The organism is Rhizobium sp. CB3090 (genome assembly GCF_029714285.1).
In the GTDB taxonomy this organism is placed as follows: domain Bacteria; phylum Pseudomonadota; class Alphaproteobacteria; order Rhizobiales; family Rhizobiaceae; genus Rhizobium.
In genome coordinates, this window is record NZ_CP121663.1 from 630,224 (window position 1) to 643,057 (window position 12,834).

At 59.7% G+C, this 12,834-nt stretch carries 8 protein-coding genes; all 8 read right to left on the reverse strand.

Annotation, left to right across the window (positions count from 1 at the left end; all coding sequences use genetic code 11):
* Positions 1 to 7 precede the first annotated feature (7 nt).
* The 8 genes from QA646_RS21595 to QA646_RS21630 all read right to left on the reverse strand — a co-directional run bounded on the left by QA646_RS21595 (position 8) and on the right by QA646_RS21630 (position 12,674).
* Positions 8 to 2,722 carry an ABC transporter transmembrane domain-containing protein gene (locus QA646_RS21595; protein WP_283060290.1) on the reverse strand — a complete coding sequence of 905 codons (2,715 nt, stop codon included), beginning with the start codon at positions 2,720 to 2,722 and terminating at the stop codon, positions 8 to 10.
* 230 nt (positions 2,723 to 2,952) lie between these two features.
* A complete protein-coding gene (locus QA646_RS21600) occupies positions 2,953 to 4,116 on the reverse strand; it encodes a glycosyltransferase (protein WP_283060291.1) in 1,164 nt (387 codons plus the stop codon).
* Positions 4,113 to 5,372, reverse strand: coding sequence for a glycosyltransferase (locus tag QA646_RS21605; RefSeq protein WP_283060292.1), 1,260 nt, complete (start codon positions 5,370 to 5,372; stop codon positions 4,113 to 4,115). The genes QA646_RS21600 and QA646_RS21605 overlap by 4 nt, the downstream gene beginning before the upstream one ends.
* Positions 5,373 to 5,389: 17 nt before the next feature.
* Positions 5,390 to 6,601, reverse strand: a complete 1,212-nt coding sequence (locus QA646_RS21610) for a glycosyltransferase family protein (RefSeq protein ID WP_283060293.1) — start codon at positions 6,599 to 6,601, stop codon at positions 5,390 to 5,392.
* A 98-nt stretch (positions 6,602 to 6,699) separates the two neighbouring features.
* Entirely contained in the window at positions 6,700 to 7,875 is a 1,176-nt protein-coding gene (locus QA646_RS21615) for an ABC transporter permease (RefSeq protein WP_283060294.1), read from the reverse strand.
* Positions 7,872 to 8,870 (reverse strand): ABC transporter permease, encoded by a 999-nt coding sequence (locus tag QA646_RS21620; RefSeq protein WP_283060295.1) that lies wholly within the window; start codon positions 8,868 to 8,870, stop codon positions 7,872 to 7,874. Before QA646_RS21620 ends, QA646_RS21615 begins: the two co-directional genes overlap by 4 nt.
* Positions 8,863 to 10,779 (reverse strand): ABC transporter substrate-binding protein, encoded by a 1,917-nt coding sequence (locus QA646_RS21625; protein WP_283060296.1) that lies wholly within the window; start codon positions 10,777 to 10,779, stop codon positions 8,863 to 8,865. The genes QA646_RS21620 and QA646_RS21625 overlap by 8 nt, the downstream gene beginning before the upstream one ends.
* Positions 10,773 to 12,674 carry an ABC transporter ATP-binding protein gene (locus tag QA646_RS21630; protein ID WP_283060297.1) on the reverse strand — a complete coding sequence of 634 codons (1,902 nt, stop codon included), beginning with the start codon at positions 12,672 to 12,674 and terminating at the stop codon, positions 10,773 to 10,775. Before QA646_RS21630 ends, QA646_RS21625 begins: the two co-directional genes overlap by 7 nt.
* Positions 12,675 to 12,834: the final 160 nt, after the last annotated feature.

Sequence of the window (12,834 nt, forward strand, 5' to 3'; positions counted from 1 at the left end):
TAGGATATTACGATAACAGTTCTTTGAACATACCGTTTTTCTCCAAAAGATCGGTGGTTGTGCCGCTTTCAACCAGGCTGCCGCGATCGAAAACCAGGACGCGTTCGAACAACTCCGCAAAACCCGGATTGGATAGAACCCAAATGACGGCAGGCGCATTTTCGCTTCTGTCGATCCCCGTCAGGATCGCACGGGCGATCTGGTCCTGGACGCGATGGTCGAGCGCCGGCAGTGGGCGATTGCAGATAAGGTAATCCGCCCGCTTCAACAAGGCGCGGCCAAGATTGAGTTTTTGCCGCTGCACATTGGTCAGCCGCTTGCCGCCGGAACCGACGTCAAAATCAAGGCCGATCGACAACACGCTATCCTGCATGCCCAGCCGTTCGAAGACATCGTACATGATGGAGCGAATGCGCTCGGGCGCGTCGGCCTGCTGGTGCGCGATACGGCCGAACAGCATGTTGTCCATCAATGTCGCTGAAGCAGTGAAGCGTTCGGGGTCGTAGCGCTCGATCACGCGAGACAGATCGGCAGGGATGTTTTCGTGGAACTTGGCGCGTGCCCTGACGATTTTGTCCATCAGCGTCTGCGTCAGGAGACCGAAGCGGTGACGCGGTTCGATATAGGAGAAGCTGAGGCGGATGATAGCCACTCGCTCGTCCGGCGTCGCGGCGCCGAAGCCTTTGCCGTTCAGCTTCTGCAGCAACGTTTCATAAGTCGGGATATCCTCCGCCGTCATGAAGGTGAGCTGCTGGAAGAAGGGATGATCCGGTGGCAGATCGGTGAAGAGTTCGACGGCGTTCTCGGCGATCTCCAGGCCCATATCGTAGAGATCGGTATCGAGGCCGGTCTCCGTGAACAGCTTCTGGAAATAGGGATGGGCTGCGAGCTTGCGGTTGGTCATCAGCGGCCGCTTCAGCGTGCCGAACAACAGGTTTTCGCCGACGGTCGCCTGCGGATTATAGGTGTCGAATTCGAAAGGCACGACAAGCCCCTCGATATTCTCCTCCTGCAGTCTGAGACGCAACGCCTGGCGCAGCTCGACGATGCGTGAGGTCAGATCCTCATGCGCGGCCGTGTCGACATTGGAGCGGAGCGCCATATCGAGAATATCCTGAGACATGGCCACGGCATCGAGAACAGGGCGGATGACCGTATAGATATCGTGCGGGCCGGTGGCGCCGGCGGCGGCATAATCAACCCAGTCGCTGCTGATATCCAACTCCGGATTGCCGGCGCGGCGCGCCTCTATCATCCGCCATTTGATCTCGTTGGCCGCTTCGTCGTCGTAATCCTTCGCGGTCAGCGGTGCATGTTTCAAGCCATAGAGAAGATTGCTGCGCAATGTGCCGTGGAAGAAGAATGTATCCGACGAGGCATAGGCGATGCGCCGCCCTGTCAGCGATTCCGGCAGTTCCAACAGGTCGTGGCCGTCGACGGTGATGCGGCCGGTATCCGGCCAGACCAGCCGGCCCAACGCCTCGGCGAGATATTCGCCACCGGCGCCGCTGTCACCGACGATCGCTACCGTTTCGCCGGGATGGATCTCGACCGAGACGTGATCCAGCACACGGGCACCGCTGTCGTCGATCACCGTGAGATTGGTTGCGACCAGCGGGTGGGTGATGCGGCCGGCCGGCGCTGGCGAGACAAGCTGGATCTTCGGTTCGATCAGGCCGTCCACGCTGAACTGCTCGACCACCTGATTGTATTTGACCTGCACGTCCTGGCGCGATTGATCCCAGTCGATGAGTTCCTTCAGCGGCCCCGGCAAATCCTTGTAAGCGTTGATGACAGCTACGAGCTGGCCGATATCGAGCCTGCCCTGCAGCGCAAAGAAGCCGCCGATCGAATAGAACAGGAAAGGTGTGACCTGAGCGAGGAAGTTGTTGATGAATTTCACCAGGAACTTCCACTGATAGAGATCGTAACGGATCGAGAAGATCAACCCGAGGCGATGGGCGATATCGGCGCGCTCCAGATTGGTGGTATCGTTGACATGGATCGTGCCGATGCCTTCGACGATTTCGCCGACACGACCGGACAATTCGCGCGCCGTGAGCTGCCGTTGGCGCCCGAGTTCCAGCAGTCGCTTGCGCATGCGCGGGATGACAATCGCCTGCACCGCGACGATGGCGGCGGCGATCATGCCCAGCCAGAAGTTCTGCATGATGATGAAGACGAGTGCGGTGATCGCCTGGCCGCCGAGCAGCGCCGGCGTTACATACGCGTCGCCGGTAAAGCCGCCCATGGGCTCCACCTCGTCCTTGATCATGGTGGCGATTTCAGCCGGCTTCACTCGTTTGAAATGAGCTGGCGGGAAACGCAGCACGCGGTCGATCAGTTCGAAGCGGATGCGGCGCAGCATGCGCTCGCCCAGCCGGCCCTTGTAGGTGTTGATGTAAAACTTGAAGAGGCCGTTGAGGACGACAAGCGCCAGGAACACCAGGCTGAGTGCAATCAACATCCAGAAACGAGTGAGTTGCACGCCTTGATATACTTCGAAGTGCCCAAGCACGGGCACGTCGAAAGCGATATGCATGAAGGTTTGGGTTTGGCCCGGATGTTCGAAACCCTTACCCTGGATTGGTCCGTTGACGATCTGCTTCGGCAAGTCGAAGGACAGAAAGTAGGGGATCATCGAAGCGGCGACGATCGTCAGGATCCAGATTTGCTCCAGCCGGGTATTCGACCAGATGTAACGCGCTAGACTTTTTTCCATCGCTTATTGCATGCTTCCAAATTCAACAGTCTTCGCCGCCGGTGTGGGCGTCGATGTTGCAGAGGTGCGTAAGGAGTTCATCGTGGATGCGCGGCCCCATTTTGAAAACGGAACGTTGCCCGGTCGTTCGCCCAGGTGCCTCCCGATTCATTGAATTTTCGATTTATATCACAAGATTGCAGAAAACGAGGAGGGCAAAACGATAAGCTGTTATGACAGACGCATGGCAGTCACCGTCGCATCTCGCGAATGATCGCCGAGGTTCGCTCGGCGCCCGTGAGATCGATACCGGGGTTCGACGGCTTCGGCCGCGACAGCGCCATCTCCACCGCGTCGGCGAGCTGATCCGTCGTCAAGCCCGCTTCCGGCAAGGCCAATGCCAGCCCCAGCTTTTCCAGCCGCTCGGCACGCACCGACTGCTCCGTCTCGCCGCCGGCCGTGAACGGAACCAGGATGGAGCGACAGCCGGTGACGAGGAGATCGCCGACAGTGTTATAGCCCGCCTGCGAGATCGACAATTCCGCCCCTCTCAGCAAGGAGGGGAAGTCCTTGCGAAAGCGGACGAGATCGACATTGCCGGGGGCATCCTTTGCCAAAGGGGCGAAATCCTGCTCCGGCAAGTTCGGCCCGGTGACCAACAGCCAGCGGCGGTCGAGCGCCACCCGGCTTGCCGCCTCCAGCGAGGCGCGGATTAGATCACGCCCGACGGCACCGCCGCCGGCAGAAACCACGATGTCGAAGATCTCTGCCGGTGCGGGCGGCAGCGGCGGCGCAACCAGACCTGTATAGGTGATCTTGTCGGAAATGGCCGAGGTGAGCGGAAATGTCTCCTCCAGCCGAACGAAATTGGGATCGCCATGGACGAGAACGCCGTCGAAATGATCCCGCAGCAGCGCCACAGTCTCTTCGTCGCGCCCCGGCTTCTTCTGCTGCTGCAGGATATCGCGCACCGAGGTGTAGAGCTTCGGCTTCGGGTTGGCCCCGGCGACGGCATCGAGCAGCGGCAGGAGTTCGAAGCGCATTTGACGGCGGCCGAAAGGAAATGCCTCGATGATAACGATATCAGGCGCGGCAGTTCGGAAAGCGGCCAGCAACCGGTCGCGGCGCGCGGCCAGAAATTCCTCGCCGACGGCGTTTCCCGACTGATGGGCAAGCCCCGAAAAACCGGCGCTGCTCGCGACGACCGGCGGTAGGGTGACGGAGGTGACATCCGGACCTGGAAAGCCGTTTATCGGCACGCCGCCGGTGACGACCGTCACCTCGCAGCCGTCTTTCGCCAAGGCGCTGGCGATACGGCTGGCACGGGCGATATGGCCGATGCCGAGCAAGTGCTGAACATAGAAAAAAACACGTGGAGACGAAGCAGAGGAGGATGAACTACGGAGGGCCGTCATGCGGATTTGCGCCATTGCTCTTCTTTTTGCCACTGTTCCTCGAACAGCCGCGTCAATTGCCAAATGCTGGAATGATGGTCGAAATGCTCACGCACCCGTTTCTCGGCGGCGTCGCCAAGCCGGTGGCGCAGCGCCGGGTTGCGGATCGCCCGTTCCATTGCCGCTGCCAGCGCCTTTGGATCTTCCGGCGGCACGACAAAACCGTTAGCGCCATCGATCAGCAGCTCCGGCACGCCGGAAATATTGGTGGAGAGGCAGGCGAGGCGCTGGCTGGAAGCCTCGACCAGCACATTCGGCAGACCGTCGCGATCCCCATCTGCCGCCACACGGCAGGCAAGGGCGAAGAGATCCGCTTGACGGTAATGCGCCAGCACATCCTCCTGAGCCATCGCGCCTTTCCAGGTGATGCGGTCGGCAATGCCGAGCGTCTCGGCGAGCGCCTTCAGCTTCGCCAGCCCATCGCCGCCGCCGATATGAGTAAAGCGCCAATGGAGATCGGCGGGCAGCAGCGCCAATGCCCTCAGCAGCACGTCGTAACCCTTCTTCTCCACTGCACGCCCGACGCTGAGAAGGACGGCGGGCTCCGATGCCCGCGCGCCGTCACGATCGGAATGATGGCCCGTGAAGGGCGCGAAACGTGCGAGGTCGAGGCCGTGATAGCTGAGGTGCACATTCTCGGGCACCGCCGTCAGATTTTGCATGTGCTCGAAGCCGCTACGAGTGCACGTCACCGTCCAGCGCGCGCGCTCAAGCTTTTCCGAAAGCTCCCAATCCGGCGAGGTCCAGATATCCTTGGCGTGCGCCGAACAGGTCCAGGGAATGCCGGCCATGATGCTGGCATAGGCCGTCACCGAGGCCGGCGTATGAATAAAGTGCGCGTGCAGCCATTCGCCGTTGTCGGGCCATTCATGCGCCAGCACCAGCGCCTGGCCGAAGCGTCGAACGCGGTTCGGCGTAATGTCGCGCTTGAGATCGGCCCAGAATTGCCGCAGCAACGGTTTGAAGCCGGGCTTCCTCATCCCGGCCAGGAAGGCGCGCAGCACGCGCAACGGCTCGTCGTGCAGATATTCCGGCAGGTAGACGACCCGCGCCTTGATCTCGTCATGGACGGGATGGCGCTTCTTGTCCGTCGGCTTGCGCATCGAAATCAGCGTCAGGTCGAAGCCGGCCCTTTCCAGGCCAAGCAACTCCTGCGCGATGAAGGTCTCGGACAGACGGGGATAGCCCTTGAGGACCACCAGGATTTTTTTCCGCATCGATCGGTTCCGATGCTCTATTCGGCGACGATCGATAGTGGCGGATAGTGGTCGCGGTCGTCAAACCATTCGCCGACGATACGGGAAATATGCACCAGCCCCTCCAGCCGCATGTTCTCGCCGCTTGCCGATGGCGGTGCGCGGGTCGGCAGGCGCTTCAGTGCGGCCGCAAGCAGTTTCGGATCGGCGGACTCCTCCGGCAGCAGCATGTCGACGAGTCCGAGCTCGCTCGCCCTTTGAGCGCGGATCAACTGTTCCTCGCGTGGACGAGTCCGTGGAATGATCAGTGCCGGCTTGTCGAAGGAAAGGATCTCGCAATAGGTGTTGTAGCCACCCATGGCAACAACGCCCTTGGCGCCGGCAATCAGTTCTTCCATCTTGTTGTCGAACTCGATCACCTCTAGACAGGCAATCTTGCTTGCGCGTTCGATCAAGTGGTTGCGTTCCTTGGCCGGCATATAGGGACCGAGCACGATCAGCGTCTTGTGTTGAAGCGTGTCGTCCTGCTCAAAGGCGCTGACGACATCGTTCACGAGATCGGCGCCGTCGCCACCGCCGCCGGTCGTGACGAGAAGATAGTCCTCATCCGGCACATGTTCGGACTTGGCGCCGTGCGAGACGCTGCGCTGCAGGAAACCGACGAATTCCATCTTCCGGCGCACGCCCGACGGCACGTCAAGACCGACCAGCGGATCGTAGAAGTCCGGCGGGCCGTAAACCCATACGCGATCGTAGAATTGGTCGATCTTCTGGAATGCATTGTTCTTCTTCCACTCGGCGTCGAGCAGATAGGGGGCATCCATGACGTCGCGCATGCCGAGCACGAGCGTCGTGCCGCGCGCCTTCAGATATTGCAGGGTCTCTTCGACCTCGCCCTTCAGGCCCATTGGCTCCTTGTCGACGATGAAGATGTCGGGCTGGAAGGTTTCCGCCGTATGACGGATGATCGACTGGCGCATCTTCAGCGTTTCCTGAAGATCGACGTGGCTCGCCATCGACGTATATTCGCCGTCGCGCAGTTTGATGACGCTCGGCACCTTCACGAAATCGACTCGCGCACGATAATCGAAAGCACCGGCGATCGTCGCGCCGGAAATGATCAGGACGGTCAGCCCACGATAGTCCTCGACCAACGCATGCGCGATGGTTCGGCACCGCCGGAGGTGACCGAGACCGAACGTGTCATGGCTATACATGAGGATTCGAGCATCTTCTAAGCGCCGCTTCATGGGCAAAACCTCAGGAATGAAAGTCATTTTCGCGGTTGGTCAAACGACGTCCGCGGCCGCTCTTCGAATTGCAATCCATTTCTTGGCCACGCTTTTCGCTATTTGTAGGGATCGGCTGCGTCGCGCAAGCCGTCTCCTAAAAAGTTGAACGCCAGAATGACCAAAATCACCGGGACCATCGGAAAGAGGAGCCACGGGTAAAATGCAATGACGCTGACGTCTCTTGCCTCGGTGAGCAGGATGCCCCAGCTAGTGATCGGTGGGCGAAGACCGAGCCCCAGGAAGCTCAGCGCCGTTTCGCCGAGGATCATGCTGGGGATCGAAATCGTTGCCGTCGCGATCAGATGCGACATGAACCCTGGTACAAGATGACGACCGATAATACGCGGCGAACTTGCACCCATCAATTGTGCAGCAAGTACATAGTCCTCTTCGCGCAAAGACAAGAGCTTGGAACGAACGGCGCGCGCCAATCCGGTCCAATCGAGAATGCCGAGGATGATGGTGATGCCGAAATAGATGATGATAGGGCTCCAGGTCACCGGCATGATCGCCGCGAGCGCCATCCATAGCGGCAGGCTCGGCAACGATTGCAGCACTTCGATGACCCGCTGGACGAGAAGGTCGAAAATGCCGCCATGATATCCGGCCAAGCCCCCGATGACGATCCCCAGCACGAAGCTGATGGAGATGCCGACCAGCCCTATCGTGAGCGAGATGCGCGCGCCGTAGATGATCCGGGACAATACGTCGCGCCCGAGGCGGTCGGTGCCGAGCAGGTGCATCTGGCCGCCAATGGCGGGGCAGACCAAATGGAAATTCGCGTCCACCAGCCCCCAGAATCGATAGGCATCGCCACGACAGAAAAAGCGGATCGGCTGCACGTCATCCGTCTTGTCGATATAGATTCGTTGCAGCGTATTGATGTCGAGCGTCATCTTGCGACCATAGACAAAGGGGCCGACAAATTCGCCGTTGTTGAAGAAATGGACTCTCTGCGGCGGCGAATGGATGTAATCGACATTGCGGGTGTGCAGGCCGTACGGGGCCAGGAATTCCACAATCAGGATCATGCCATAGAGCAGCAGCAGGAAGATGCCGGAGGCGAGAGCGAGCTTATGCCGCTTGAACTTCCACCACATCAATTGCTTCTGCGAAGCCTTGTAGTAACGCGCCTGACCGGCCGACATGGCTTCGAACTGCTCCGGATCGAAGGCGGCGGTGGAAACGTAGTGCTCTAACGGGGCGCCGGGGCGCGGCAGGGGTGCGTTCACTTGGTACTCCTGCCTTGCAAGCGGATACGGGGATCAAGGAAACCAAGGGCGAGGTCGGAGATCAATACGCCGATAACATTGAGGAAAGCGAGGAACATCAGGAACGAACCGGCAAGATACATATCCTGGCTCTGCAGTGCCTTGATCAGCATCGGCCCGGTTGTTTCCAGGGAGAGAACGATGGCGGTGATCTCGGCGCCGGAAATGATCGACGGCAGGATCGAGCCGATATCGGCGACGAAGAAGTTGAGCGCCATGCGCAGGGGATATTTCACCAGTGCTCTCAGAGGATGCAGCCCCTTGGCGCGGGCGGTGATGACATATTGCTTCTGCATTTCGTCGAGCAGGTTGGCGCGCAGGCGCCTGATCATGCCGGCGGTGCCGGCAGTGCCGACGATGATGACGGGAATCCACAGATGCGAGAGGATCGAACGCGCCTTTTCCCAGCTCATCGGCTGCGAAAGATATTTCTGATCCATCAGGTGGCCAATCGAGACGCCGAACCAGACATTGGCAAAATACATCAGGATCAGCGCCAGCATGAAATTCGGAATGGCGATGCCGAGCAGTCCCAGGAAAGTCAGGCCGTAGTCGCCCCAGCTATATTGATGGGTGGCGGAATAGATGCCGATGGGGAAAGCGACCAGCCAAGTCAACAGGATCGTCGTCATTGAGACAAGGATCGTCAGCCACAATCTGTCGCCGACGACCTCCGAGACCGGCAGCTGATATTCGAAGGAATAGCCGAAATCGCCGTGCAGCATGCCGGCGACCCAATAGACATATTGCAAAGCAACGGGCTTATCGAGCCCGTATTCGTGGCGAAGGTCCTGGATCTCCTGCAGATTGGCGCTCTCGCCCTGTGCGCGAAGTTCGGCGATCTGGCTTTCGAAGAAGTCGCCTGGCGGCAACTGGATGATGGTGAAAACCAGCATCGAAATGACGAGCAGCGTCGGAACCATCACCGCAAGACGCCAGAGAATATATTTAAACACGCGGTTGATCCTCCTTCAGCCAGAAGGTGTCCGGCATATAAACGCCGAGATAGCAGGTCGGATCGAAACCGTAGAGCGCCTTTTCCGGCACGTTCTGCAGACGTGAAGCATGCACGATCGGCTGCAGCGTGCCATTGATCATGCCGATGGAAAAGACCTGATCGGTATAGATTCCCAGCATCTGATGCCAAATTTCGGCCCGCTCAAAGGATGAGGTCGACTTGCCCCACTGCTCCAGCAGCTCGACTAGCTTGGCGGCCTCCGGCAGATCGGGCGCGGTGCCCTGAGTGCCGCGGGAGAGATAATACATGCCCCAGAGCGGCCATTGCATCTGGTCGTCCATGGTCGGCGCAAGCTGACCGGGATTCATGTCGGCGGTCGCTACCCCGTTGTCGAGGCCATACCAGATCGACATCATGATACGCCCGCCCATGGCGCGGGCGCGGAAGATGTCGCGCTGCGACGTGCGGGTGAAGAGCGCGATGCCCACTTTGCGCCAGTGGTCGGTGACGAGCTCCAGCACATCGGTGTCGAGCGTGCTTTCGCCGGCGGTCTCGACCGTGATCTCCGCCCGCCGACCATCCGGCAGCAGGCGAATACCGTCCTGGTCGCGCTTGTCGAGGCCGGCGGCATCGAGCAGCGCGTTGGCCTGCTCCGGATCATGGGCGATCCAAGCATTGGCATATTCCGGCCTATAGAGGGGGCTTTCCGGCAGCACGGTGTCGGCGCTTTCGGTGCCGAGGCCGTAGAAAACCGCCATATTGATCTCGTGACGGTCGATAGCCATCGACAAGGCGCGGCGCACGCGCGCATCGCGCAACACCTGCCGCCAGACCGGATCGGCGCTGTTGAGGTTCGGCATCAGCGCCACGCGCGAACCCCGCGTCGCCTTCCAGAGATTGACCTTGATCGGGTAGCGTTTCTCGGCGTCCCTCAGGAAAGTATAGTCGTCAAAATCGATGCCGGTCGCCTGCAAGTCGCTTTCGCCTGTGCCGGCCTTGGCCGAAATGATTGCCGACGAGCTGACGTTCAGAACAAATCGGTCGACATATGGCAACTGCTTGCCGTTTTCATCAATGCGATGGAAGTAGGGATTGCGCTCGAACACGAATTGCTCCGCCGGCGGCGCTGTCATGTTCCGCCAAGGTTCCAGCACGGGCAGTTCCGGATTTTCCTGGCGATAGACGCGCGCCATCTTGATGTGCAGGTCGGCGACTTTCTTGACACGATACTGCTTCATCAGCGCCGAAAGGCGGATATCGTCCTGATATTTCGGATGGAACTGCTTGAGATAATGGCCGGGGCCGACGAGCACCAAAGCTTGCGGCGCGGCAAGGTTCGGCAGGAAATACGGATTGGGCTGGTCCCAGCTATAACGCACGGTCAACGGATCGATGACTTCGAAGCGTGGGAGATCGCCGTGCGGGCGCAGCTCCAGCGCGCCGCCTCCCGGTGTCAACTTCTTGTTGAGAATGACATCTTCCCACCAATAACGGAAATCGTCGGATGTGAGGGGGTGGCCGTCCGACCACTTGTGACCCTCACGGAGCTTGAAGGTGAAAATACAGTCGTTTTCAACGGTAAAAGATTCGAGGATATCCGGCTGCAGCGTCAGCGTCTGATCATAGCCGACAAGGCGGGCATAACCATAGATATTCATGAGACGCAGGTCGTTCTGGCCGCCGATGAGCATGCGTATCGAACCACCGTAGCGGCCGGGCTCGCGACCGAGCGCGCCGAGATTGATGATGCGCGGCATCTTCGGCAGGCGCTGCGCCAGCGGTGGCATCTGCCCGGCTCTGAGCCAGTCGTGCAGGAACTCGGGTTCGTTGTCGGCATCCGCGGCAAGGGCCGGCAGTGGCAGCACGGAAGATGCGAGAAAGCCGAGAAAGGTTCGACGGGTTACCACGTGCGTAATTCCTGAGCATCGGCGCCGCGGCGAGCGCGCACGAAATGACCGCCGCCAAGATCGGCGTAGGCGAGATCACCGCCTTCATCCTCCGCAAAATGCGGGCCCCAGCTCTGCTTGGCGGCGGGACCTTCAGCATTAACGATGGAGAAATCAAGAGGCCGGTCGAGATCGGGGAAGGGGACTGCCGCCAACAGGGACCGGGTATAGGGGTGGACGGGATCGCGCAGGATGATCTCGCGCGGCGCGATTTCGACGATGCGACCGCGAGCCATGACGGCGATGCGGTCCGCCATGTAGTCGACGACGGCGAGATTGTGTGAGATGAAGAGATAGGTAAGGCCAAGTTCCTTTTGCAAATCCTTGAGAAGGTTAAGGATCTGCGCCTGCACGGAGACGTCGAGCGCCGAGACGGGCTCATCGAGGATCAGTAGCTTCGGGCCGAGCGCCAAAGCGCGGGCAATGCCGATGCGCTGGCGCTGGCCGCCGGAAAAGCTGTGCGGATAACGGCTCAGATAGTGCTGGTCGAGGCCGATTGCCTGCATAAGTCCCTTGACCTTCTCCTTGCGTTCACTGCTGTCGCCATGCCGATGGATTTCAAGGGGTTCGCTCAGGATATTGCGGATCGTCATGCGCGGCGACAAGGATGAAACCGGGTCCTGGAACACCATCTGGATCTTGGTTCGGAGGTCCATGAGCTCATCGCCCTTGACGGCCAGCACATCGATCTTGCCGTCGCCGTCTTCGAACGTTACCGAACCGCCATCTGCGCTGACGGCACGCATCAAAATCTTGCTGACCGTCGTCTTTCCGCACCCGCTCTCTCCGACGAGACCCAGACATTCACCGCGCCGGATGTCGAAGCTGACATCATCGACGGCGCGGAACTTCGTGCCCGCCTGCAGCCCGAATAGCCCGCTTCCTTTCGAGGTATAGGTCTTGGTGAGGTTGCGCACCGTGAGCAGCACCTGCGGCGGAGCTTTGCCATTGGCTTTGACCAATTTCTTCTTGCCCGAGAACGTGCCGAGATTGACCGGCACGTCGCGCAGCGATTTCAACCGCTCGCCGGGTTTCATATCGAAATGCGGTACCGCCGACATCAGCGCCTTGAGATAGCGATGCTGTGGCTGGCGGAAGATCGCATCGACCGGCCCGGCCTCCATGATCTCGCCGTGGTAGATGACCACGACCTCATCGGCCATATTGGCAACGACGCCGAGATCATGGGTGATCAGCAGCATGGCCATGTTGAACTTCTGCTGCAGGCTGCGCAGCAGGCCGAGGATCTGCGCCTGGATCGTGACGTCCAATGCCGTCGTCGGTTCGTCGGCGATCAGCAGCGCCGGATTGCAAATCAGCGCCATGGCGATCATCGCCCGCTGACGCATGCCGCCGGACAGTTCGAAAGGATACATATCGAAGGTGCGGTGTGGATTCTGAAACCCGACGAGGCCCAGCATCTCCTCGGTCTTCTCGCGCTGCTCGGTCCTGCTGATGGCCGGATTGTGGATGCGAAGCGCCTCGCTGATCTGATTGCCGACCGTGTGCAGCGGCGAAAGCGAGGTCATCGGTTCCTGGAAAATATTGGCCATGCGCGCGCCGCGAAGCTGGCGCATCTCGATGCTGTCGCGTGGCAACTGGAGAATGTCCGTTGTCTCACCCTTGAGCGGATCGGTAAAAAGAATGCGGCCGGTCGCCTGCGCCGGTGTCGGCAGAATGCCCATGATCGATTGGCTGATGATCGATTTGCCGGAACCGGACTCGCCAACCAGCGCCGTGACCTTTCCGGGAAGCACCCGGAGATTGGCGCCCTTCACTACGCGCAGCTTGTCCCCGTAGATCGAGAACGAGACGTCGAGGTTCTCGATACGCAATAAATCAGTCCCAGACGCCATACTGAAGTAGTTCCTGCTTGCACGACCTTTATGGCCCCATATGGCACACTAACGTAGGCCATAACGGGTGTCCAGTTAGTCAAAGGGAGGCTACAACTGTAAAAAAACCGTCGCTTTTCCAGTGATCTATCGGAGGATGCTCAACTACGGCTGCTGAGGT

What these genes read in the sequence shown, in the direction of transcription:
- QA646_RS21630 (WP_283060297.1), bottom strand. Translation starts at nt 12,674, where the DNA reads ATGGCGTCTGGGACTGATTTATTGCGTATCGAGAACCTCGACGTCTCG.
- QA646_RS21605 (WP_283060292.1), bottom strand. Translation starts at nt 5,372, where the DNA reads ATGCGGAAAAAAATCCTGGTGGTCCTCAAGGGCTATCCCCGTCTGTCC.
- QA646_RS21610 (WP_283060293.1), bottom strand. Translation starts at nt 6,601, where the DNA reads ATGAAGCGGCGCTTAGAAGATGCTCGAATCCTCATGTATAGCCATGAC.
- QA646_RS21600 (WP_283060291.1), bottom strand. Translation starts at nt 4,116, where the DNA reads ATGACGGCCCTCCGTAGTTCATCCTCCTCTGCTTCGTCTCCACGTGTT.
- QA646_RS21595 (WP_283060290.1), bottom strand. Translation starts at nt 2,722, where the DNA reads ATGGAAAAAAGTCTAGCGCGTTACATCTGGTCGAATACCCGGCTGGAG.